Consider the following 22,993-nt stretch of genomic DNA (forward strand, 5'->3'; position numbering starts at 1 on the left):
GTCAGACCGGCATGCTCATGATATCCTTGTAGGCGGACAGCAGCTTGTTGCGGACCTGCAACGTCGCCTCGAACCCGACCGACGCCTGCTGGCGGGCAAGCATCACCTTGGCGATGTCGACCGTCTCGCCGCGCTCATAGCTTTCGCTGAGCTTGGCGGCCTGGGTCTGGCCGTCGTTGACGCTCTTCAGCGCGGTTTCCATCGTGTCGGCAAAGCTGGTCGGCTTGGCCGTCTCGGTCGGTGTAACATTCCCCGTAGCGCCAGCGCGCGAGAGCGCCTGATTGCGTTCGAGGATCTGCGAGCGCAGCGCCATGACGCGGTCGACGCTCATCGCGCCGCCGCCGATTCCACTGACGCCGCTCATGCCGAGGCCGCCCAGTTATGGACGCTGCCCCAGTTCTGAGCATTGCCGATGTCGTCACCCTGCTCGCGTGCCTTGGCAAGGCGATAGCGAAGCGTGCGTTCGGAGATGCCGAGGCGTTTCGCGGTCTCGATCCGGCTGCCGTTGCAAGCCTTGAGCGTCTCGCGGATCGCGGCGAACTCGCTCATCTGGACGATGTTGCCCAAGGTCTCGGGGGGCGTTTCCGGCCCGGACGGCGCTGCAGCCGCGATCTGCGTGACGGGTGCGCTACGCTGGAACGTCATCGACACGGGGCGATCGAACACGACGTGGCTCGCCTCGATCGTGTCGCCGCCGCAGAACAGCAGCGCGCGCTGGATCACGTTCTCCAGCTCGCGGACGTTGCCCGGCCAGCCGTGCAGCATGAGCTGTTCGATCGCAGCGTGGCTCGGCCACGGTATGACGTTGCGGTTGCCGGCATGCCGCAGGATCAGCGTCGCGGCGAGCGCGGGAATGTCCTGCGGGCGTTCGGCGAGCGACTTGGTCGCGAGCGGGAACACGGCGAGGCGGTAATAGAGATCGGCGCGGAACCGGCCGGCGGCGACTTCGGCGTGAAGATCGCGGTTGGCACACGCGATCACGCGGACGTCGATCGACTGCGGCACCGAGGCGCCGAGCGGCACGACCTCGCGCTCCTGCAAGACGCGGAGCAGTTTCGCCTGCAACTGGAGCGGCATCTCGGCGATTTCGTCGAGCAAGATCGTGCCGCCGTTTGCTGCGCGGAAGAACCCGTCGCCGCCCGACGACGCGCCGGTGAACGCACCCTTCTGGTGACCGAACAGCAGCGCTTCGAGCATCGATTCGGGGAGGGCCGCGCAATTGATCGCGATGAACGGCTTGTCCTTGCGGGCAGAGCCGTTGTGGATGGCGCGCGCGAGGACTTCCTTGCCGGTGCCGGTCGGTCCGTTGATCAGCACGGTGATGTCGGCGGCGGCGACGCGCTCCGCGAGCGCGAGCAGCGCGAGCGATTCCGGGTCGGCGGCGGTCGGCATCTCCGGGCCACCGATCAGCGCGCGGGCGAAGCCGTTGCCGACCGCGGTATCCTCTGCGGCGAAGCTGATCCGCGCCGGCGCACCGTCACGCGACGGGGTCACTTCGCGACCTTCGCAGCCGATCACGACGGTGCGGGCGGGGGCGGTGATGCCCTCGCCGTCCGCGACCAGGAACAGGTCGTTCGCACCCGGTTGTGCGGTCTCGAACGAGCCTACGCCGAACCCCTGCGCACGAAGCGACGAGACGAGCGCATATTTCCGCGAAGTGACTGCGGCTGACGGAAAAATCGAACGCATGGTGTTCCCCCTGGACGATTCGAGAAGTGCACCCAGGTTGGTAAACTTGTGGTTAAACGCTGCCGTTCGCCGGCAAATTTTGTCCGGGCGCGTCCGCGCGGACACACGCGGTGCGCTTGCCCGTGCACGACCGCGCGTACGCCCCTGTGCGAGCCAGCGTGCGAGCCAGCGTGCGAGCCAGCGTGCGAGCCAGCGTGCGAGCCCGGGCCCGAGGGGCAATTTTTTCTCTTAAGTCGTCGGGAAGGCGGCCGTTACTCATCTCGACGGCACGGGGTTTTCGCCATGGGGGCGGCGCGGATCGTCGGAACATATACGGAGATTTCGCAATGACTGTCATCGGTACCAACATCTCGGCGCTGCGCGCGCAGAACGCATCGACCTCGGCCTCGAACATGCTCGCCACCTCGATGGAGCGCCTGTCGACCGGCAAGAGCATCAACTCGGCCAAGGACAACGCTGCCGGCCTCGCCATCTCCGCATCGATGACGTCGCAGATCAAGGGCATGAACCAGGGCATCCGCAACGCCAACGACGGCATCTCGATGGCGCAGACCGCCGAGGGCGCGCTCGACGAGGTCACCAACAACCTGCAGCGCATGCGTGAACTCGAAGTTCAGAAGGGCAACGGCACCTATTCGGCCAGTGACCAGCTCAACATCAAGGCAGAGCAGGACGCGCTCGCCAAGCAGATCACGAACGTCCTGACGAACACCAAGTTCAATGGCGTGGAACTGTTCAAGGGCAGCGCAGGCACGAACGGCGTCGTGACGATCCAGGCCGGGGCGAACAAGAGCGACGCGATCGATCTTGATCTCGGTGGCGACCTGTCTGCGGTCAGCACCGAAACGGCTGGCGTGCCCGCAGGCGGCCTTGGCAGCATCGTTCTGAGCGACAAGGCAGCCGACGCCAGCGCAACCGGCTACACTGCGGTCAGCGCAAACGGCATCCTTGGCGATTACGACAACGCGATCTCGCTGGTCTCGAACCGTCGTGCCTCGCTCGGCGCGTCGCAGAACCAGCTCCAGTCGGCGGTCAACAACCTGACCTCGAACTCGACCAACCTGTCGGACGCCAAGAGCCGTATCGAAGACACCGATTTCTCGGCCGAGACTACCGCACTCGCCAAGGCCCAGATACTGAGCCAGGCATCGACTGCGATGCTGAGCCAGGCCAACCAGAGCCAGCAGAGCGTCCTCAAGCTGCTCCAGTAATCCGGACCGGCACCGGCACCGCCCCCCCCCAAAGGGTGTCGGTGCCGATCGGATCCGCCTTGCTTCGACGAAGCTGGGGGCGGAGAAAACCTCGGTGGCGAAAGCTACCGGGGTTTTCGCGTGTCTGGCCGGCTGCTCTGTACTTTCTGCCAATATGGTTCGGGTCCGATCATATCGAGGCGACGAGCATATGAATATCCACTTCGCGACCCCGGTAGGGGACGGAGTACTTCCCGCCGCATCTTCAGTTACATCGCTCTAGTGCATGAAAACGGGTCGCCAGGAGCGGCTAAAAGGAGAACGACGTCAAGACAAGTATCCCGGTTTGAAGAGTCTCGCGATACCGGACTTCGATTTCACCGATTGGTAGGGGCTGGTTCTCGATGATACCGTCGCCGAGCACCCGGGTATTGGGATCGAACACGATTCCTATGCCCAAGTTGAAGCTCTGCGCGCTCTGCTCTCGCCGTGCGCCGACCATTATGCCCATGCCGATTGCATCGATGATGTTGTCCGACCCCGGTTGCACGGCGATGAACGGCCCCAGACCCCAGCGAGCCTCTTTGGGATCTGCAACCTGCCATCCGTCTTTGGCTTTGCAGGGATTTTTCAACCCAAGAAAATTCCATGTGCACGGCGTGAAGAAATAGTGCGACTCAAGCATGATCCTTGCGCGGCCATTATCCTGATCGTCGGATCGTACGATTCCGTTCACAGCCGATGCTCGACTGATCCGGTTCAGCTTGCCCAGATCCAAGGTGAAAGAGAGACCTGCCCCCAGGTCCAATCCCCCAAACGTCTGCTTGGGTGGCGCTAATGCCGCCGTCAGCGCTGAGGCGACTACGGGGTCTAGGGCGACCGGAGCTGCGGCTACCTGAACGGAACCGGTAGCGGGTATGGCTTTCCCCCAAGGCAATGCAGCAGGTCCCTCAGTGGTTAAGTCCGTTGCGACAGGGACTGGCAAGACGCGTTTGCCGGATTGGGGCTGAAAAACCTCAGTACCAGTGCTCGTCGCAGTTTGGCTGGAGCCATTAGGCGCTGACACCAAGGCAACCAAAGTGGTCGTGTCTGTCTCGTTCGAAACGGTATCAGATTGAGCCGTTGCAGCGATGCTGTCGGGAGTAGAGTCCCAATCCAGCGCTTTCAGTTCCGAGGAGAGCAAGGCTTCACGCTTGGACAGCTCGGCCCGTGCCTGTTCGCGTTGCTCGAGGAGTTCGGTACGACGGGCGTCGCGCCACTGGTCGGCGAGCTGCTTGGAGGTCCGCATTTGCGCGGTCGCTCGTTCGGGCGATAACGCGGTCATCAGCGTCAGTGCGGTTGCTGCGATGAATTTGATCGTCATCATGGTCGCCCCCCGGATAGCTCGGAGAGCAAGATGTTCCGCGGAGAGTGCCTGGTCTACAGAAGCTGCCTCCGTATTGGAGGCATCACTTCAGTCGCGGACAGGCTTTCGGTCAGATCTGTCGCGCCAGGGCCTTCTTCAACTTGGCATGCGCCGACGCTTTTATCTGGCAGACCCGCGCGGACCCTACGCCGAAGACTTCGCCGATCTCCTCCAGGTTCAATTCCTCGACATAATAAAGCTGGATCACCTGCGCTTCGCGTTCCGGTAGCGCGGTGATCGCGGCGATCAGGGCTTCGCGCATGTCGCTGTCAGCGAGCTGCTCGAACGCGTCGGGCGTGTCGTCGGCGAACCACGGCAGGTCGTCCGCGTACATCTCGTCGATCGAGTCGAAGCGGAGCGCGTCGGCGGTGACGTAGTCGGTGCGGAGTTTTTCGATCGTCACGCCGATATGCTCTGCGATCATGTCTTCCCCTGGGGCTTTCCCCGTGCGGGCGGTGAGCGTCGAGATCGCCTCGGCGTACTGGCGGCGGCGACGCATCGCGCCGCGCGTGCTCGTGGCCTGGCGGCGGAGTTCGTCGATCATGCTGCCGCGCAAACGCGTGATCAGGTAGGTCTTGAACGGAAGCCCGCGTTCGTCGAAATTCGCCGCGGCCTCGACCAGCGCGACCAGGCCGACCTGGATCAGATCCTCGACCTCGACGCTGCTGCTCATGCTGCCATGGACGTGCCACGCGATCCGGCGGACGAGCGGGAGGTGCTGTTTGACGAGCTGGTCCGCGTCGCCGCCGGGGCGTTGATGCGGGCGATAGGTGAGGGGCTGGCCTGTAAAAGGCTGGGCATCGGCGAAGGCGCCGCGCATCGGGAGCGCGCTCATGCCGCGAGCGCCTGTTGCGACGCGCCGATGACCGCGACGACCTCGACGGCCTTCTCCTCGGGCACTTCGAAGAACGAGAGCACCGGCGTGTCGGGCAGGCAGGTCTTCACCAGCTTGCGGATCGCGATGCGGATGGTCGGCTGGACGACCAGCGCGAACGGTTTCGCCTCGGCGATCAGCGGCTCGGCGGCGCGTTGCAGCGCCTCGACGATGCGGCGGCCGAGATCGGGTTCGATGACGTGGCGGCGCGATTGATCGGCGCGCATCGCCTGGCCGAGCAGACCTTCCAATTGACCCTCCAACGTCATGACGCGCAGCGGTTCGCGCACGCCGCACAGTTTCTGGATGATGAGCGCGCCGAGCTCGGGGCGGATCGTCTCGATGATCTCCTCGGCATCCTGCGTGCGCTGCGCCGCGACCGCGATCGCGCCGGCGATGCGACGGAATTCCTTGAGCGGGACGTTCTCCGCGAGCAGGCCTTTCAGGACCTGCGTCAGCGTCGTGATCGGCAGCGGTGCGAGTGCTGCCACCAGCTGTGCGGCGCGCTCCTTCAAGCCGTCGAGCAGCGCCTGCACTTCGTCCTGCCCGAGCAGCTCGGACGCGTTCTGGCCGAGCAGGTGGTTCAGATGCGTCGCCATCACCGTGCCGGGATCGACCACGAGATACCCAGCACCGGTCGCGGCATCCGCGTCGCTCGCATCGACCCAGGTCGCGTCGAGCCCGAAGGTCGGGTCCTTCACCTTCTTGCCGTACAGATCGCCAAACGCCTGGCCGGTGTCGAGCGCGAGCATCTCGTCGGGCGACACCGTGTCCTCGCCGACAACCACGCCGTTGACGAGGATGCGGTAGACGTACGGCGCCAAATTGATGTCGTCGCGGACGCGGACCTGCGGCACGACGAAGCCCAGCTCCTTCGACAACTGACGCCGCACGCCGGTGATGCGGCCCATCAGCGGCGAGCCGCGACGCTCGTCGGCGAGCGGTACCAGGCCGTAGCCGATATCGAGATTGACCTGCATGCCGTCGGTGACCTCGTCCCAGCCGATCCGCGACTGGTCGATCGTCTCGACGGGGACGACCACGGCGGGGGCAGGGCGGCGCTCGATCTGGCGCAGCTTCCACGCGGCGAACCCGGCAATGGCGGCGGCGGGCAGGATCACCATGTGCGGCATGCCGGGCAGGATGCCGAGCAGCGCGAGGATGACCGCGACCGGCGTCCAGGTGCGCGGGGATCCGAACTGGCCGCCGATCTGGCCGGCGAGATCCTTGTCCGAGGTGACGCGCGTGACGATCGAGGCGGCGGCGATCGACAGCATCAGCGATGGCAGCTGCGCGACGAGCGCGTCGCCGATCGCGAGCAGGATGTAATTGTGCGCGGCATCGGCGATCGACATGCCATGGCTGACCGGCCCGAGGATCAGGCCGCCGATGATGTTGGCGGCGAGGATCAGCATGGCGGCGACCGCGTCGCCCTTCACGAACTTCGACGAGCCGTCCATCGAGCCGTAGAAATCGGCCTCGGTCGAGACTTCGACGCGGCGCGCCTTGGCCTCGTCGGGGGTGATGAGCCCCGCGTTGAGATCGGCGTCGATCGCCATCTGCTTGCCGGGGAGCGCATCGAGCGTGAAGCGCGCGCTGACTTCGGAGACGCGCCCAGCACCCTTGGTGACGACGATCATGTTGATGATCATCAGGATCGCGAAGACGAAGATGCCGACGACGTAATCGCCACCGATCAGGAACGTGCCGAACGCCTCGATGACATGGCCCGCGGCGGCCTCGCCCTCGTGGCCGTGGACGAGCACGATGCGCGTCGAGGCAACGTTGAGGCCGAGGCGGAACAGCGTGGCGAACAGCAGCACGGTCGGGAAGGCGGAGAAATCGAGCGGCTTCTGCGCGTTCAGCGCGACCATCAGCACGGCCAAGCTGATCGCGATGTTGGCGACGAAGAAGATGTCCAGCATGAACGCGGGGATCGGCACGACCATGACGAGCACGAGCATCAGGATCGCGAGCGGCAGCACGGACGCGCGAGCGTTGGAGAGCAGGCGGTTCATCGCTTAGCCGCCGAGCCGTGCGAGCATCATGTAGGCGAGCCGCGCGGTATCGGGCGTCGGGCGCAGGACGTTGACCGCCGTCTGCGTCGTCCTGCCGGTGAACTTGTTCATCGCGGTGGTGGCCCAGGCGAGCGCGTCGTCGGCGCTTTCGTTGGCGCCGGTGATGACCGTGCTGCCGTCCATGTCGAGCGCCTGCGCGGCGTAATTGGTGGCGCTCGCGGTCGAACTCGCGCCCGCTGCCGCGCCGCCGAGCTTGTCGGCGAACCGGTCGTAGATCGCCGACAGCGTGCGCGGCTGGTTGTTCGAATCGTAGAAGACATTGTGGTTTGCGCGCGCGGCGGCGGGGAACAGTGCAGCACCACTCGCCTGCGGGTTGGCCTGCATCGTCTTGAGGAACTTGGTCGCGCCGCCCAGGCCCATGAAATGCGCCATGTACAGGTCGGTGCCCGACGCCGGGCGGTTCAGCGTGCTTTCGAGCGAGGCCTTGTTGTCCGAGGCATATTCGGCGGCCATCAGCGAGGCGGCGCCCGGATCGTTGCGCAGCGCGAGGATCGCCGCCTTGGTGCCGGCGTCGCCGACCGAGAGGCGGCCGCTTGACGACTGGCCGATACTGTTCGCGGCCCAGGCCATGCCGTGCTCGGCGCCATGTTTCTTGACGACCGACAGCCAGCTTTGCTCGATGAACTGATAGAGGCCCGACGCGCTCGACGTGCCGGCCTTGGCGTTGGCGTTGAGCCCGCTTTCGAGCTTCGCCTGACCCAGCAGATAGTCGAAATCCACGCCCGTCTTGCTGCTCGCAAGCGCGATCGCGGACTGGATCCGGCCGGTAGTGATGGAATTGACGGTCATGCCCGTGTGCGGTGCCCCTGATTCAGGGGTTGCTCAGCAAGGGTCGTGCCAGTTCTTCCACCAATCGTCATTCCCGCGAAGGCGGGAACCCATACTGGCTGGCCGTGCGATAGGATCGCAGGCGCTGGAGGATATGGATCCCCGCCTGCGCGAGGATGACGAAGTTAGAGGGCCGTGTCCGCAACGCTCAGGCGTAGGCGGCGCGCAGACCCGGCCGATAGCCGGCAACGGCACTGTCGCCGGTCAGCGTTTGCAGGCGGCGGCGAACATTTGCCGCCATCAGGTTGGTGTAGATCCGGCACGTCTCGTTGAGCCGGTTCGCCTCGTCCGCCAGCTCGCGGATCTCGGTGCCGGCGGGGCCGGTGCCGAGCGTGGCGATCTGTTCGATGCCGGCGAGCTTGTCCGCGGTCGCGCGCTCGAGGCTGGCGACGTCGTTCGACTTCAGCGCGGCGATCTCGGCATGCAGCGCGTCGATCACGCGGATCAGGGCATCACGCCTTGTCATTGGAATTCCAGGCCAGGCTGAGCGCCATCAGCCGATCGGCGATGGTCGCGGGAAGAATGGGGAAATTGCCGGCGGCGATCGCCTTCTTGATCTCGGCGACGCGCGTCGCGTTGATCGGTGGCGCAGCGGCCATCGTCTTGGCGAGCGCGAGCGAGTCCGAGCGCACCGAAGCCTGGGGCTGGGCCTGAGGCTGTACCGGCGTCTGCACGACCGTCGTCGGCGTCGCGGCGGCGACGCGCGTGACGGTCCGATCTCCTGCTACTGACGGCGTCGTGCCGATCGAGTCCACCATGTCCGCATCCTTTGGTTTGCGCTGACATCAGGAGAAACGGCCGCACCGGAAAAAGCTTTAGCAAAATTAATCTGTTTGACGGTTTTTGGTCGACCGGGCCTAGTTCGACCAACCGGGCAGCGTCGCGCGGCCAGCCTCGACGGCGATCGCCTGGACCGGCGTGCGGGTGGCGTCGACCTTGACCATGAAGCGTCCGCCGGGGGCGGCATCGCCCATCGCGACGCCTTCGCGGCTGATCGAGAAGCCCTCGGTGCCCGCTTCGATCACGATCGGATCGCCGCGCTTGATGACCGGCGGGGCTTTCACGACAGGCGCGAACGAACCCCCGACCGCGGTGGCGATCGCGGCGGGCGCGTTGGCCGGGCGGATGACGGGCACGAAGATCCGCCACGCCGGGCCGGCGCACGACACGACGACCGCGTCATGCTGCTCGGTACGCCACGACAGCGACACGGTCGGGCAGGTCGCTAGCCGCAGCCGCGCATCGATCGGCGTGCGCGCACCACCCTCCGCGCCAGTCGGGCGGCCGGTGAATGCGGCGACCGAGGCGTCGAGCGTGGCGGTATCCTGGAAGCTCGCGGCGGCGAGAAGAAGCGAGAGAATCATGGCTGGGTCCTCTGGGGTTCGGCCCTTGGGGGTTCGCCGACAAAGGCGACCGAGACGATGGCGGCGCGGCGCCCGGGTTTGGTGGCGGTGACGATCTGAACGCGGGCGGGCGCAACCGCCGAAAGCGCGGCGGCGACGGTGCGCGCGCGATCGGCGGCGAGGATCGCGGCGCTGCTGGTGACGCGGTCGATATCGGCGGGCGTGCCGTCGGTGGAGCCTGTGACGGTGAGCATCACGCGGGGATCGCGTGCCGCTTCGCGCGCCCAGGCGACGAGCGCGCCGGGCGTGGTTGGCAGGATCGCCGATCCGGGCTCGAAATCGAGAATGCCGGCAGCGGCGACGGGCATCGCGGTCGGCTCGGTATCGTTCGCGCCGAAGCCTTCGCGGATGCCCTTCGCCAGGTCTTTGCCACCGATATGCTGCGTGGCTTGCAGGAGCACGAGGAAGCCGACCAGCAACAGCGCGAGATCGGCAAGCGTGATCAGCCAGAGCGGCTTGCCGGTCGGCGCGTCGGGGTATTCACTCGCGTTCACGCGACGGTCGCCAGGCTGGGCGGCGAGACCGGTGCGACGTAGCCGCGCGGTGTCTCGCGCTCGGCGAGGGCGACGAGCGGGGCTTCGATCCGTGCGCGCTCGAACGCCTCGTTGCGGCCCTGCACGCGGAGGCGGTTGGCGATCGGCATGAAGACGAGGTTGGCGAACAGCGCACCGTACAGCGTCGCGAGCAAGGCGACCGCCATCGCGCCGCCGATCGCGCCCGGATCGCTCATAGTCGCGAACATCTGCGCGAGGCCGATCAGCGTGCCGACCATGCCCATCGCGGGGGCGGCTTCGGCGGCGCCCGACCAGACATCGGCGGCGGCGACATGGCGTTCTATCCGCGCGCGGCGGCGGTGCTGGATGAGCGTCGCGACGTTGGTGGCCGACGCGCCGTCGACGATCGCAGCGATTCCGGCAGCGACGTCGGCATCGGTGATGACGGAGCGATCGAGCGCCATCACGCCGTGGCGCTTGGCGATGCGGGCGAGCGCGGTGATCTGCTGGAGCAGGGGATCGGCGTCGAAGCGGCCGCGACCGAGCGTGGTGATGGCGGCGAGCGCTCGGCCGAGATCGCGCAACGGCGTGCGCAGGACGACCGCGAGGGCGGTGCCGCCACCGACGATGGCGAGCGCGGCTGGGTCGAGGAGTTGAGCGAGCGTGATCATGTGCGGGGGACGATGCAAGGGGCGGGCCAGATCGTGTGTGGAGCTGCGGGTGGCGCATGTCCGCCGCAACATGCGCCACCCCGGCGGAGGCCGGGGCCCAATTGGGGACCGTTGGCAACGGAGGACGGCGCGCGTTACTGCGACGTCTCCAATTGGGCTCCGGCCTTCGCCGGGGTGGCGGACACAATCAGCGACAACGCCTCGTCCTTGTTCTCCCGCGAAGGCGGGAGCTCAGGCTGGATCCCCGCCTTCGCGGGGAAACATAGTGAGGGCGGGAGCGAGCAGTTCGGTTTCCCGCCCGGGTCGAGCCAACCCGGCAACGGCATTGCCGGCTACCCCTGCCGGACCGGCAATCCGTTGCCGTTCGTCTTGCCGCACGCCTGCCGCTGTCCGGCAAATCGGTATCCTCCACTCGCGACGCCAAAACTGGCACGGCCATTGCTTATGTACGGTTGCGCAATTGGTGCGCCAGGAGACGGGTCTGTGTCAGGCGACACGCTTTTCGGAGTTCATGGGGCGGCACTCGAGGTGCGCTCGCAGCGCATGGGTGTGCTGGCGTCGAACATCGCCAACGCGTCGACGCCCGGCTTCAAGGCGCGCGACATTGATTTCCAGGCGGCGCTCGCTTCGGTGGAGCATGATGGCGGCCTCGCCGCGGCGACCAAATACCGGATCCCGACGCAGACCTCGATGGATGGCAACACCGTCGAGCTGAGCCAGGAGCAGACCGCGTTCGCCGAGAATGCGGTCCAGTACCAGACGACGCTGTCCTTCCTGAACGGGCGGATCGGCCAGATCACTCGCGCATTGAAGGGCGACTAAGCCATGGCCAACCAGCCCATGACGATCTTCCAGGTCGCCGGCCGCGCGATGTCCGCGCAGCTCGTCCGGATGAACACGACCGCGTCGAACCTCGCCAATGCCGGTGGCACTGCCGGGACTGCCGAGGCCGCCTACAAGACGATGAAGCCGGTGTTCCGCACCAGCTTCGACGCCGCGAGCGGCATGTCGACGGTCGACGTCGAACGCGTCGTCACCGCCGGTGAAGCGCCGACCAAGCGCTACGATCCCGACAATCCGATGGCCGACAAGGATGGCAACATCTTCGAGGCGGCGGTCGATGAAACCCGCGAGATGGTCGACATGATGGAGACCGCGCGCAGCTACCAGAACAACATCGAAGTGATGAACACGGCAAAGTCGCTCATCATCGATACCCTCAAGCTAGGCCGCTGATCATGGCATCCTCGTTCGATACCACGCTCTCCAATATCGGCATCACGCGCGCGTCGACCGCCGCCGCGCCGACGACCACCACGGCTGCCGCCGCGGGAACGCTGAACCAGAACGACTTCCTGAAGCTGATGACCGCGCAGATGCAGAACCAGGACCCGTTCAACCCGGTCGACAACACCCAGATGGTCGCACAGATGGCGCAGTTCTCGAGCCTTGCCGGCATTTCCGAGATGAACACGACGATGAAGGCGATCTCCGACAAGCTCGGCGCGACCAGCGCCAGCGATGCGATGGGGTATGTCGGCAAGACCGTCCTGACCGAGGGCAGCACCGCATACGGGCGTACCGGCGGCGGGATCGCGGGCTCGGTCGAGCTGGCCGGTGCCGCGACCGGCGTCAACGTCACGATCAGCGACATGAACGGCGTCGCGCTCAAGACCATGCCGCTCGGCGCGCAGGCCAAGGGCACCGTCGGCTACGACTGGGACGGCAAGGATTCGACCGGTGCGGACGCCGGCAGCGGCCCGTTCACGGTCAGCGTCAACGCACAGAATGACGGCACCTCGGTCGCCGCGACCGGGCTGGTCTGGGCACCCGTCCAGTCGGTCTCGACCACCACCGGTACCACTATCCTCACCCTTCCCGGGATCGGCGAAGTGCCGGTCAGCGCAGTCCGCCAGATCGGCTGATCGCACCCTCGATTTCAAGGAGTTAAACGCATGTCCTTCTACACTTCGCTTTCCGGTCTCCAGGCATCGCAGACCGAGATGTCGACGATCTCGCACAATCTGGCGAACGTCTCGACCAACGGCTTCAAGAAGAGCCGCACCGATTTCGCCGACGTGATCGCCTCCAGCGTGTCGGTCGCACCTTCGCAGCAGGTCGGCTCGGGCGTCATGGTCAAGGGCAACCGCCAGCAGTTCGCGCAAGGGAATCTGATCCAGTCGGCGAACGCGCTCGACCTCGCCGTGTCGGGCGATGGCTTCTTCGTGGTGAAGCCCGAGACCGGCTCGTCGCAGGTCAGCTTCACGCGCAACGGCGGCTTCCTGGTCGATGCGGACCGCTTCGTCGTCGATTCGAACGGCAGCCATCTCCAGGTATATCCGGTCGACGGATCGGGCAGCGTCGTTGCTACCGGGCTCCAGTCGGCGATCAGCCTGCAGCTGCCCGAGACGAGCGGCACTGCGGCACCGACCAAGGCGGTCACGCTGGGCGTCAACCTCAATGCCAGCTCGAAGGTGCCGACCACGGCCGCCTTCGATCGCTTCGATCCGTCGAGCTACAACCAGTCGGCGCAGACCACGGTCTATGACAGCTCGGGCAACGCGATGACGCTGACCAATTATTTCAAGCGCACCTCGGTATCGACCGACGCGAACACGCCGAGCACGTGGGAAGTCCACAGTTTCGTCGGCGACAAGGAACTGTTGAGCGGCGGGGTCGCGGGTTCGACGATGACGTTCGACGGGACCGGCAAGCTGACCAACCCGACCGCACCGATCGCCTATGACGAGTTCACCACCGCCGGTTCGGCGACCCCGCAGCAAATCGCCTTCAGCTTCGGCGACGCCACCACGCAGAAGCCGAGCGCCTTCACCGTTTCCCAGCGGACGCAGGACGGCAAGGCGGTCGGCCAGATCCAGGGTGTGACGATCGACGAGAAGGGCATCGTCAAGGCGAGCTTCTCGAACGGCGACACGCAGGCGCTAGGCCAGGTGATGCTGGCCAACTTCTCCAACCCGGAGGGCCTGCGCCAGCTCGGCAACAGCTATTGGTCGTCGACCGGCGTGTCGGGCACGGCAAAGCTTGGCGAGGCGGGCTCGAACGGGTTCGGCAATCTGATGTCGGGGACGATCGAGCGGTCGAACGTCGACATCACCGAGGAACTGGTCAGCCTGATCGCGGCGCAGCGCAATTTCCAGGCGAACTCGAAGGCGCTGGATACCGCCAGCCAGATTTCGCAGACCATCTTCAACATCCGCAGCTGATCGACAGCGGGGCGGGGGGAACCTGAATGGACAAGCTGGTCTACACCGCGGCGACGGGCCTGCGTGCGCACATGGCGGCGCAGGCGGCGATCGCCAACAACATGGCGAACGCGTCGACGACGGGGTTCCGCGCCGACCGCGTGGTGTTCGACCGGCTCGAGCTGAAGGGCGACGGCACCACGATCGAGGCGCGCGCGCCGACCTCGGAAGAGGTGACCGACGCCGACCGTGCGCCGGGTGCGATCCAGCTGACCGGACGTCCGCTCGACGTCGCGATCACCGGTGCCACGGCATGGCTGGCGGTGCAGGCGTCGGACGGTTCGGAGGCGTATACCCGCCGTGGCGATCTGGAGGTCGCGCCATCGGGCGTGCTCCAGACCGGCGACGGGCATCCGGTGATCGGCTCGGGGGGGCCGATCACCCTGCCGCCCTACCAGTCGCTGTCGATCTCCGCCGACGGGACGATCTCGATCATCCCGCAGGGCGGCGACGCGCAGAACCCGCAGGTGATCGACAAGCTCAAGCTTGCCGACACCAAGGGGTCGGACACGGTCAAGGGCCTCGACAACCTGCTGCGCGTGCGGGGCGGGGGTGCGCTGCCCGAGGACATGGACGCCAGGGTGCAGGGCGGCGCGATCGAAGGGTCGAACGTCAACATGACCCAGGCGCTGGTCGACATGATCGAGAACCAGCGCGGCTACGAAGTCCAGGCCAACATGTTGAAGTCCGCCAAGGACATGGATGAAAGCGGTGCATCGCTGATGCGCCTGCCGAGCTAGAAGGAACCGACGAATGTCATCCGCAGCCATGCATATCGCGCGTACCGGGCTCGACGCCCAGGATACCCGCATGCGTATCATCTCGAACAACCTCGCCAACGTGAACACCACGGGCTTCAAGAAGGACCGTGCGGCGTTCGAGGCGCTCGCCTATCAGGTCGTCACGACGCCCGGTACGCAAAGCACCGCCGAGACGAAATACGCGACCGGGCTCAACCTCGGCACCGGCGTCCGGCTGCAGGGGACGGCGCGGATCGACACGCAGGGTGCGATGCAGACGACCGGCAACAGCCTCGATCTCGCGCTCGACGGCGACGGCTATTTCCAGGTGCAGATGCCCGGCGGCACGCTCGGCTATACCCGCGCCGGCAATTTCTCGCGCTCGGCGGAAGGCCTGCTGGTCACCAGCGAAGGCTATCAGCTGCAGCCCGGCATCACCGTGCCGGAAGGCACGACCGCGATCACGATCGGTTCGGACGGGACCGTGTCGGCGACCGTCCCCGGCCAGACCGAGGCGACGCAGATCGGCCAGATCCAGGTCGCCAGTTTCCCGAACGGTGCAGGCCTTCAGGCAACCGGCGACAATTACCTGGTCGAGACCGCCGCCAGCGGTGCCGCCAATGTCGGCATCGCCGGGCAGGACGGTCGCGGCAACATCAAGCAGGGCATGCTCGAAGCGTCGAACGTCAACGTCGTCGAAGAGCTCGTCGACATGATCGAGACGCAGCGCGCCTACGAGGTCAATTCGAAGATGATCTCGGCGACCGACGACATGCTCAAATACGTCAACCAGAACATCTGATCGCGGAGCGCAGCATGATCCGCCCATCCTTCATTTCGCTTATCGCCATCGCGGCGATCGCCGGCCCGTCGTCGGCGGATGCCAGCATCTTCGGCAAGAAGGCGCCGCCCGAGGATTTCTCGGTCGCGCGGCCCTTGCCGGTCCAGCCGGTACCGGTCGTCGCGACCGGCTCGATCTTCCAGGCGCAGGATGGCTATGCCGCGCTGTACGAAGGCTGGCGCGCGCGGAAAGTCGGCGATCCGCTGACGATCGTGCTGGTCGAGCGGACGGCGGCGTCGAAGTCGTCGGGATCGAAGCTCGACAGCAATGGCGGAGCGAGCATCACGCCGCCGACTACCGGCGCGCTCAACCTGTTCAGCAAGAGCGATGCGTCGATCAGCGGCGGACGCAATTTCAACGGCACCGGCGCCGCCGACCAGGCGAACTCGCTGTCGGGTGAAGTCAGCGTGACGGTTGCGCAGGTCTATCCCAACGGGACGATGCTCGTGCAGGGCCAGAAGCGCGTGACGCTCAACCGCGGCGACGAGTTCCTGAAGATCAAGGGCCTGGTCCGCACCGCCGATGTCGACCGCGACAACCGCGTGCTGTCGACGCGCGTGGCCGATGCGCAGATCTCGTACACCGGCAAGGGCGACGTCGCCCGCGCCGGCCGCCAAGGGTGGCTCGGCCGCTTCTTCTCCGTCGTCAGCCCGTTTTGAGGATGGCCGACATGCTTTCCATGTTCACCCAGCTCCGTTCGTTTCGAGCGAAGTCGAGAAATCCCGGCGTTGCGCAGGAGGCGCCTTCTCGACTGCGCTCGAAGCGAACGGCAGGGGGGGTGACCGGTGCGTTGGTCGGCCTGCTCGCTATGTTGACGTTCGCCGCGCCGGCCTCGGCCGACCGGATCAAGGATCTGGGCGGGTTCCAGGGTATCCGGTCGAACCAGCTGACTGGCTACGGCATCGTCGTGGGTCTCCCCGGCACGGGTGACGACAATCTCGAATACACCGTGCAGTCGTTGAAGGCCGTCGTCTCGCGCTTCGGCCTGCAGCTGCCGCCGAACGCGAATCCCGGCATGAAGAACGCGGCGGTGGTGATGATCACCGCCGAACTGCCGCCGTTCGCCAAGCCCGGCCAGCGGCTCGACATCACCGTCGCATCGATGGGCAAGGCCAAGTCGCTGCGCGGCGGCAGCCTGATCATGACGCCGCTGCTCGGCGCTGATAACCAGATCTACGCGATGGCGCAGGGCAATCTCGCGGTCGGTGGCTTGGGCGCAGAAGGCGCGGACGGGTCTAAGATCGTCGTCAACGTGCCATCGACCGGCCGCATCCCCGAAGGCGCCACCGTCGAACGTGCGGTCGCGACCGGGTTCGACAGCGCGCCGACACTCACCTTCAACCTCGCACGCGCCGATTTCACCACCGCGCAGAACGTCGCGGGTGCGATCAACTCCAAGCTCGGCTTCGGCAGTGCGCAGGCGATCGACGCGGTTTCGGTCTCGGTGCGCGCGCCGTTCGGCGCCGACGTCCGCGCCACGCTCATGTCGACGATCGAGAACCTCGACGTCGTCTCCGCCGAACCCTCGGCCAAGGTCATCGTCAACGCACGCACCGGCACTGTCGTCATCAACTCGGCGGTCCGGGTCGGCCCGGCGGCGATCACGCACGGCAAGATGACCGTCCGCATCGACGAGAAGCCGCAGGTCAGCCAGCCGGCCCCGTTCAGCGGCGGCCAGACCGTCGTCACGCCGAACAGCGCGGTCGCAGTCGAGGAGGAGCGTCGCCCGATGTTCCTGCTGAACCCCGGCCCCAAGCTCGCCGATATCGTCAAGGCGGTCAACGCGATCGGCGCATCGCCGGCCGATCTTGTCGCGATCCTCGAGGCGCTGAAGGAAGCCGGCGCGCTCAAGGCCGAGTTGATCATCCTGTGAGCCCGCTCAACGCACCCGCCACGTTGACGACCACGCCGACGGCCACGCCGACGACTGGGCCAACCACCGGTATCTCGACCGACACGAGCCGGCTCAAGTCGAAGGACAATCTCGACAAGGCCGGCGAGAAGTTCGAGGCGGTCTTCACCGGCATGATGCTGAAGAGCATGCGGCAGGCAAAACTCGCCGACCCGCTGTTCGATTCGAAGGCGATCGATACCTTCACCGACATGCAGGACGGTCTGGTCGCGAAGTCGATGGCAGAGCACACGCCGCTCGGCATCGGCAAGGCGATGACCGATTTCCTGGCAAAGTCTCAATCCGATCTTAACGAACCCACGGCAGGTTCGCCGCCATGAGCGATCTCCTCTCGATCGGCGCCTCGGGCGTTCGCGCCTACCAGACCGCGCTATCGACGGTGTCGGAGAACATCGCGAACACCGGGACGGTCGGCTATACCCGGCGGACGACGACGCTTGCCGAGGTTTCGTCGGTCAATGGCGGGATCAACGCGCGCAATTCGGCCAACGGCAGCGGCGTGGTCGTCGTCGGCGTCGGCCGCAGCGCCGATGCGTATCGATCGCAGGCGGTCCGGTCCGCGGGCACCGATCTCGGCAAGACCGAGACCAGCGTCGCCTGGATGAGCCGGATCGAATCCTCGCTCGGCGACAACAAGCTCGGCGATCGCCTGACGAGTTTCTTCGGGTCCGCCCAGACCTTGTCGGCCGATCCGACTTCGGTACCGGCGCGCGCGGTAATGCTCGAAGCGGCCAAGACCGCGGCGGAGGCCTTTGCCGCGACCGGCAAGGCGCTCGATACCGCTGCGGCCGAACTCGATTCATCCGCATCGCAGGCGGTCCAGTCGCTCAACTCGCTCGGCACCGCGCTCGCCAAGGTCAATGACGGGCTCGCCCGCACGCAGCCGGGTTCGTCGAGCGCGGCACAGCTGGCCGATCAGCGCGACCAGCTGCTCGACCAGATGAGCACGCTGACCGATGTCAGCACGGCATTCGACGATCTCGGGCGCGCGACGGTGCGGCTCGGCAGTTCGACCGGCACGGTATTCGTGGCGGGTAACGAAAGCGGACAGGCGTCGTTCGCGCGCAACGACGAAGGGGCGGTCCAGTTCGCGATGACGCGCGGCGGCGTCACGTCCGACCTGTCGCCGACGGGTGGTGCGCTTGCCGGGATGGCCGACGGCGCGCAGCGGATCGCCGCGGCCCGCGAATCGCTCAACGGCATCGCCAGCGACTTCACCGCCCAGGTCAACGCGGTCCAGGTTCAGGGACGCGATCTCGATGGCAAGCCGGGTGCCGCGCTGTTCGCGACCGGCACCAGCCCGACCGACATATCCGTCTCGCTGACCGATCCGCGCGGTATCGCCGCAGCCGGCGCGACCGGCGGCGTTCGCGATGCCTCCAATCTGTCGGCGTTGCAGGCGGTCCGCACCAGCGGCGGCTTCGAAACGCGGACTACCACGCTCATCGCCGGCAACGCCGCCGCGCTCGAACAGCGCAAGACGGTCGCCGATGCGCAGGGCGCGATCCGCGATGGCGCGGTCGCCTCGCTCGCGTCCGCCTCGGGGGTCGATCTCGATAGCGAAGCGGTCGATCTGCTGCGCTTTCAGCAGGCCTATCAGGCATCGAGCCGCGTGATCCAGACCGCACGCGACACGTTCCAGACCATACTCGATCTACGGTAAAGCCCATGCAGATCGCCACCAGCCTCTTCTACGATCGTGCCGCGAACACGATGGCCTCGCTCACCGGCAAGGCGGATGCGTTGCAGACCCAGATCGCGACGACCAAGCGCTTTTCCGCGCCGTCGCAGGACAGCGTCGCCTATCAGCGGCTCGCCGGGCTCGCGCGCGATACCGCCAACGACAAGGCTTATGCCGCCAATCTCGGCACCGCCACGTCGGTGTTGAAGCAGGGCGATACGAGCCTCAGTGCGGTCAGCGACCAGCTCCAGACCGCGACCACCCTTGTGACGCAGGCGCGCAACGGCACGCTCAACGCGGCAAACCGCAAGGCGATCGGCGAACAGCTCGCCGGGATCGTCGCGACGCTCACCAGCCTCGCCAATGGCAAGGATGCGCGCGGGCAGGCCCTGTTCGGCGGTGGCGACGGCACGGCGGCGGTTGCCACCGACGGCAGCTATGCGCTCGCCGCCAAGCCGGTGTCGGGTATCCCGATCGGCGACGGCCAGAGCGTGCAGGCGAACGAGACCGCGGCCCGGATCTTCACGGTCGGCGGCACGACCAGGCCCGACGGCAGCATCGAGGGCGGTACCAACACGCTGGTGATGCTCGCGGCGATCGCGACCGCGCTGCAATCGGACGATTTCACGCCGGGTGCGCTCGATACGTCGCTGGCCGACATCAGCGCGGCGTCGGATCAGGTATCGACCGTCCAGGCCTCGCTCGGCGCACGCGCGGCCCGGGTGGATCTCGAGACAATGCGACTGAAGGATACCGGCGTCGACCGCGAAGCGACCCGCTCGGGGCTGGAAGATACCGATATTCCGGCGGCCGTGGTCGAGTTGCAAAAGACGATGACGATCCTGTCGGCGACGCAGGCGAGCTTCTCGAAGCTCTCCTCGCTGTCGTTGTTCGACTATCTTCGCTGACGCTTCAGCCGCGGATATTTTTTAGCCAGAGCATCGCGTCTGGTAACCGGTTGGCTACTAAATCCGGTTAATTCTCTGGCTACGTACTCGCCAATGTCGGCCCAGGGGGAATTTCCAGCACCATGTTTCCGGTCATCGGCATCGTCGTCCTCCTCGTCATGGTGTTCGGAGGATTCGCCTTCACGGGTGGCGCGCTCGGTCCCGTTCTGGAGGCGATCCCGCACGAGATGCTGATCATCGGCGGCGCTGCCGCGGGCGCGCTCATCATCGGTAATTCGGGTAAGGAACTGAAAGGCCTGGGCACCGGTCTCGGCAAGGTCTTCAAGGGACCTAAATACAAGAAGCAGGACTTTCTCGACGTCATATTCCTGGTCAGCAAGCTGATGAAGATGCTCCGCATGGACGGGCCGATCGCGCTCGAGCCGCATGTCGAGGACCCGCAATCCTCGGCGATCTTCGCGGAATACCCAAAGCTCCTAAAAGACCACGCCCTCATCAATCTGATCGCCGATACGCTGCGCTTGGTGGTGGTGTCGTCGGGGACGCTCGATGTGCATGCGGTCGAGGAGGTGATGGACCAGTCGATCAAGACGCATCATCACGAGGAGGAAAGCGCGCACGGCACGCTAACTAGCCTCGCCGATGCCTTGCCGGCGCTGGGTATCGTCGCGGCGGTGCTGGGCGTGGTGAAGACGATGGGCTCGATCGACAAGCCGCCGTCGATCCTTGGCTCGATGATCGGGTCTGCGCTGGTCGGCACGTTCATGGGCGTGCTGCTGGCGTACGGCATGGTCGCGCCACTCGCGAACCGGTTGCGCCAGGTGCTCGACGCCGACGCGGCGATCTACGGCGTCGTCAAACAGATCATCATCGCCTCGCTGCACGGTCATCCGCAGCCGCTGGTGATCGAGGCGGCGCGTTCGGGCATCGCGCACAAGAACCAGCCGGGCTTCGCCGAAGTCTTCGACGGTCTTCGCGGCAAGTAGAAGGCGGCAGACAGCATGGCCCGCGCACCGCACGGTACGAACCAACCGCCCAAGATCATCTACAAGAAGGTCTATATCGAGGGGCATGGCGGCCATCACGGCGGCGCCTGGAAAGTCGCTTATGCCGATTTCGTGACGGCGATGATGGCGTTCTTCCTGTTGTTGTGGATTCTCGGTGCGACCACCGAAAAACAACGCAAGGGCATCGCCGATTATTTCGCGCCGACGCTGATCGACACGCGCTCGCTGGGGATTGGCGGTGGTGCGCTGTTCGGTGGTGAATCGATCCTCGACAAGAACAAGATCGGACCCAAGGCGGGCCAGACGAGCATGCCGCAGATCGCGATTCCCGATGCGGGGCAGGGCGGTCCGTCGACCGGAACCGGCGAGCAGGGATCGATCAAGAACCGCAATGCGCTCGCCAGCGAGGATCGCAAGAATTTCGAGGCGATGCGCAAGCGCGTGCTCAGCCAGATTCAGAAATCGGCCAAGCTTTCGCGGCTGGCCAGTCATGTGCGGTTCGTGCGGACGCAGGACGGCATGCGGATCGACCTGGTCGACGACGCCGATTATTCGATGTTCGCGCTTGGCACGACCGCGCTCGATCCACAGGCCGGCGAGCTGATCGGGATGATCGCCGGCTCGATTTCAGGCATGCAGAACCCGATCATGATCCGCGGGCATACCGACAGCGTGCCGTATGGCGATCCGCGGGCGATGAACAACTGGATGCTGGCATCGGGGCGAGCCGAGGCGACGCGTCGTCGGCTGTTGTCGGGCGGTACGCCGGAAGCGCGGTTCGAACGGATCGAAGGCGTGGCCGACCGAGAACCGCTGATCGTCAAGGATCCGTACGATCCGCGCAACCGTCGCGTCGCGATCACATTGCTGTATCGCCGCGGTTCGTTCGGCAAGTAAGCGACCGACTTCCGCCGCGACACCGACAAAAAAAGACCGACGCCGCGAGGCGCCGGTCTCGTTACCGCAAACGATCCGCCGAGTTTACTCTGCGGCGGTTTCGGCCTTGCGCTTGCGCGTCGTCGCAGCCGGCGCTGGCGCGGACGCCGCTTCGGTCTTGCGCGGGCCGGGCTTGCGACCCAGGCCGATCTTCTTCGCCATCGCGCGACGGCTTTCCGAATAGTTTTCGGCGACCATCGGATAGTCAGGCTTCAGGCCATAGCGTTCGCGATATTCGGCGGGCGTCATGCCGTGCGTCGCAAGATGGCGACGCAGCGTCTTGTACGACTTGCCGTCGATCATCGAGATGATGTGATCCTTCGACGCGAGCGATTTACGCGCCGTCACCGCCGGCGTGTATTCGGTCGGTGCCTCGGCAGCCGGCGCTTCGGTCGAACTGCCGAGCAACGTGGACACGGTCTCGTGCATCTTGCCGAGAAACGCGGGCACGTCTTCCGCGGAGCTGCGGGTATTGGGGTTACCGAGCCAAGCAATCGTCAGCTCGGTTGCGAGTTCGACGGCGTTCAGGTCGGTGGTATCTTCGGCCATATTGCACTCCATGATCTGCGGACGCCGTAACGACGTGCGATATCGAATTCAACCGTGGAAATAGCCTTGCGGACTGATAATTCGGAAAATGCGATATTAAAAGGCTCAATATGACGAGACGCATTCATTCTGATTGCTTTGTATCAATCTCCCGATTCCCGGATCAACCAATGGGAACATGAATACTAGTTCATCACGGTGTAGTCTGGCACCGGTGTCATCGGCGCCGAACTTCGCCGAACTTCGATGCGGTGGCATTCGACTGTCGGTTCCCGGCGCGCCGTCGGCACACGGTGACGCCGATCCGAATTCCGTGCATGGCGACGACGCAGGTCGAACGTTCTGCGTCGATCCTGTTTCGCCTGCGAACACGGGATAGTCGTACGGGCAATACGGTGGTCGGAGATGGCGGTTTGAAGGACGCAGTATTGATGGAAGCTAGTACAAACCCCGGCACGGCGAATTGCGGCCTTCGTGTGATCGAACGTCATATGCCCGCCCTGTCCTTCGCAGGCTGAGCGTTC

27 protein-coding genes are annotated in these 22,993 nt (G+C 65.6%); 15 read left to right on the forward strand and 12 right to left on the reverse strand.

From position 1 onward, the window contains the following. Position 1: 1 nt before the first annotated feature. On the reverse strand, positions 2-364 hold the full coding sequence (gene fliE / locus EQZ23_RS07710; RefSeq protein ID WP_128453887.1) for a flagellar hook-basal body complex protein FliE: 363 nt from the start codon (positions 362-364) through the stop codon (positions 2-4). After that, entirely contained in the window at positions 361-1,689 is a 1,329-nt protein-coding gene (locus EQZ23_RS07715; protein ID WP_128453888.1) for a sigma 54-interacting transcriptional regulator, read from the reverse strand. Before EQZ23_RS07715 ends, fliE begins: the two co-directional genes overlap by 4 nt. 326 nt (positions 1,690-2,015) lie before the next feature. Between EQZ23_RS07715 and EQZ23_RS07720 the strand changes: the two genes are divergently transcribed. After that, the gene (locus EQZ23_RS07720) at positions 2,016-2,900 is read left to right on the forward strand and encodes a flagellin (protein ID WP_128453889.1); all 885 of its coding nucleotides are present in this window, start codon (positions 2,016-2,018) and stop codon (positions 2,898-2,900) included. A 289-nt stretch (positions 2,901-3,189) separates the two neighbouring features. Here EQZ23_RS07720 and EQZ23_RS07725 read toward each other — a convergent pair whose 3' ends face one another. From EQZ23_RS07725 to EQZ23_RS07765, 9 genes are all read right to left on the reverse strand, one after another. Beyond that, complete coding sequence (locus tag EQZ23_RS07725; RefSeq protein WP_128453890.1) at positions 3,190-4,245, reverse strand: hypothetical protein; 1,056 nt, start codon at positions 4,243-4,245, stop codon at positions 3,190-3,192. Positions 4,246-4,354: 109 nt separating this feature from the next. Next, positions 4,355-5,119, reverse strand: coding sequence for a FliA/WhiG family RNA polymerase sigma factor (locus EQZ23_RS07730; RefSeq protein WP_128453891.1), 765 nt, complete (start codon positions 5,117-5,119; stop codon positions 4,355-4,357). Continuing rightward, positions 5,116-7,176 (reverse strand): flagellar biosynthesis protein FlhA, encoded by a 2,061-nt coding sequence (gene flhA / locus EQZ23_RS07735; protein ID WP_128453892.1) that lies wholly within the window; start codon positions 7,174-7,176, stop codon positions 5,116-5,118. Before flhA ends, EQZ23_RS07730 begins: the two co-directional genes overlap by 4 nt. Positions 7,177-7,179: 3 nt before the next feature. Continuing rightward, complete coding sequence (locus EQZ23_RS07740; RefSeq protein WP_128453893.1) at positions 7,180-8,025, reverse strand: lytic transglycosylase domain-containing protein; 846 nt, start codon at positions 8,023-8,025, stop codon at positions 7,180-7,182. Positions 8,026-8,212: 187 nt separating this feature from the next. After that, complete coding sequence (locus tag EQZ23_RS07745) at positions 8,213-8,530, reverse strand: flagellar protein FlgN (RefSeq protein WP_128453894.1); 318 nt, start codon at positions 8,528-8,530, stop codon at positions 8,213-8,215. Continuing rightward, positions 8,517-8,822, reverse strand: a complete 306-nt coding sequence (flgM, locus tag EQZ23_RS07750; RefSeq protein ID WP_128453895.1) for a flagellar biosynthesis anti-sigma factor FlgM — start codon at positions 8,820-8,822, stop codon at positions 8,517-8,519. The genes EQZ23_RS07745 and flgM overlap by 14 nt, the downstream gene beginning before the upstream one ends. 99 nt (positions 8,823-8,921) lie before the next feature. Continuing rightward, positions 8,922-9,428, reverse strand: coding sequence for a flagella basal body P-ring formation protein FlgA (locus EQZ23_RS07755; RefSeq protein WP_128453896.1), 507 nt, complete (start codon positions 9,426-9,428; stop codon positions 8,922-8,924). Continuing rightward, a complete protein-coding gene (locus EQZ23_RS07760) occupies positions 9,425-9,961 on the reverse strand; it encodes a hypothetical protein (protein WP_128453897.1) in 537 nt (178 codons plus the stop codon). Before EQZ23_RS07760 ends, EQZ23_RS07755 begins: the two co-directional genes overlap by 4 nt. Further along, the gene (locus tag EQZ23_RS07765) at positions 9,958-10,632 is read right to left on the reverse strand and encodes a MotA/TolQ/ExbB proton channel family protein (protein WP_128453898.1); all 675 of its coding nucleotides are present in this window, start codon (positions 10,630-10,632) and stop codon (positions 9,958-9,960) included. Before EQZ23_RS07765 ends, EQZ23_RS07760 begins: the two co-directional genes overlap by 4 nt. A 483-nt stretch (positions 10,633-11,115) precedes the next feature. On the opposite strand from EQZ23_RS07765, the gene EQZ23_RS07770 reads away from it, so the two are divergent. The 13 genes from EQZ23_RS07770 (at position 11,116) to EQZ23_RS07830 (ending at position 21,881) form a co-directional block, all read left to right on the forward strand. Further along, on the forward strand, positions 11,116-11,454 hold the full coding sequence (locus tag EQZ23_RS07770) for a flagellar basal body protein (RefSeq protein WP_276318461.1): 339 nt from the start codon (positions 11,116-11,118) through the stop codon (positions 11,452-11,454). Between the two features lie 3 nt (positions 11,455-11,457). Further along, entirely contained in the window at positions 11,458-11,868 is a 411-nt protein-coding gene (gene flgC, locus EQZ23_RS07775; protein ID WP_128453900.1) for a flagellar basal body rod protein FlgC, read from the forward strand. Positions 11,869-11,870: 2 nt separating this feature from the next. Further along, positions 11,871-12,557 (forward strand): flagellar hook capping FlgD N-terminal domain-containing protein, encoded by a 687-nt coding sequence (locus EQZ23_RS07780; protein WP_128453901.1) that lies wholly within the window; start codon positions 11,871-11,873, stop codon positions 12,555-12,557. Positions 12,558-12,587: 30 nt separating this feature from the next. Beyond that, positions 12,588-13,856 carry a flagellar hook protein FlgE gene (locus tag EQZ23_RS07785; RefSeq protein WP_128453902.1) on the forward strand — a complete coding sequence of 423 codons (1,269 nt, stop codon included), beginning with the start codon at positions 12,588-12,590 and terminating at the stop codon, positions 13,854-13,856. A 26-nt stretch (positions 13,857-13,882) separates the two neighbouring features. After that, complete coding sequence (flgF, locus tag EQZ23_RS07790) at positions 13,883-14,635, forward strand: flagellar basal-body rod protein FlgF (RefSeq protein WP_128453903.1); 753 nt, start codon at positions 13,883-13,885, stop codon at positions 14,633-14,635. A 13-nt stretch (positions 14,636-14,648) separates the two neighbouring features. Next, positions 14,649-15,437, forward strand: coding sequence for a flagellar basal-body rod protein FlgG (flgG, locus tag EQZ23_RS07795; protein WP_128453904.1), 789 nt, complete (start codon positions 14,649-14,651; stop codon positions 15,435-15,437). A 14-nt stretch (positions 15,438-15,451) separates the two neighbouring features. Then, positions 15,452-16,135, forward strand: a complete 684-nt coding sequence (locus EQZ23_RS07800) for a flagellar basal body L-ring protein FlgH (RefSeq protein WP_128453905.1) — start codon at positions 15,452-15,454, stop codon at positions 16,133-16,135. A 149-nt stretch (positions 16,136-16,284) separates the two neighbouring features. Further along, a complete protein-coding gene (locus tag EQZ23_RS07805; protein ID WP_128454677.1) occupies positions 16,285-17,349 on the forward strand; it encodes a flagellar basal body P-ring protein FlgI in 1,065 nt (354 codons plus the stop codon). A 23-nt stretch (positions 17,350-17,372) separates the two neighbouring features. Beyond that, the gene (locus EQZ23_RS07810; RefSeq protein ID WP_128454678.1) at positions 17,373-17,708 is read left to right on the forward strand and encodes a rod-binding protein; all 336 of its coding nucleotides are present in this window, start codon (positions 17,373-17,375) and stop codon (positions 17,706-17,708) included. Next, entirely contained in the window at positions 17,705-19,051 is a 1,347-nt protein-coding gene (flgK, locus tag EQZ23_RS07815) for a flagellar hook-associated protein FlgK (RefSeq protein WP_128453906.1), read from the forward strand. Before EQZ23_RS07810 ends, flgK begins: the two co-directional genes overlap by 4 nt. A gap of 5 nt (positions 19,052-19,056) precedes the next feature. Next, a complete protein-coding gene (locus tag EQZ23_RS07820; protein WP_128453907.1) occupies positions 19,057-19,977 on the forward strand; it encodes a flagellin in 921 nt (306 codons plus the stop codon). Between the two features lie 122 nt (positions 19,978-20,099). Then, positions 20,100-20,963, forward strand: coding sequence for a flagellar motor stator protein MotA (gene motA, locus EQZ23_RS07825; RefSeq protein WP_128453908.1), 864 nt, complete (start codon positions 20,100-20,102; stop codon positions 20,961-20,963). 15 nt (positions 20,964-20,978) lie between these two features. Next, entirely contained in the window at positions 20,979-21,881 is a 903-nt protein-coding gene (locus tag EQZ23_RS07830; RefSeq protein WP_128453909.1) for a flagellar motor protein MotB, read from the forward strand. A gap of 84 nt (positions 21,882-21,965) precedes the next feature. Here the strand turns inward: EQZ23_RS07830 and EQZ23_RS07835 are convergent, their stop codons facing one another. After that, on the reverse strand, positions 21,966-22,469 hold the full coding sequence (locus tag EQZ23_RS07835) for a MucR family transcriptional regulator (RefSeq protein WP_128453910.1): 504 nt from the start codon (positions 22,467-22,469) through the stop codon (positions 21,966-21,968). A gap of 317 nt (positions 22,470-22,786) precedes the next feature. On the opposite strand from EQZ23_RS07835, the gene EQZ23_RS07840 reads away from it, so the two are divergent. Next, positions 22,787-22,987, forward strand: coding sequence for a hypothetical protein (locus EQZ23_RS07840; RefSeq protein WP_128453911.1), 201 nt, complete (start codon positions 22,787-22,789; stop codon positions 22,985-22,987). Positions 22,988-22,993: the final 6 nt, after the last annotated feature.

Source organism: Sphingomonas sp. UV9 (assembly GCF_004101245.1).
In the GTDB taxonomy this organism is placed as follows: Bacteria; Pseudomonadota; Alphaproteobacteria; order Sphingomonadales; family Sphingomonadaceae; genus Sphingomonas.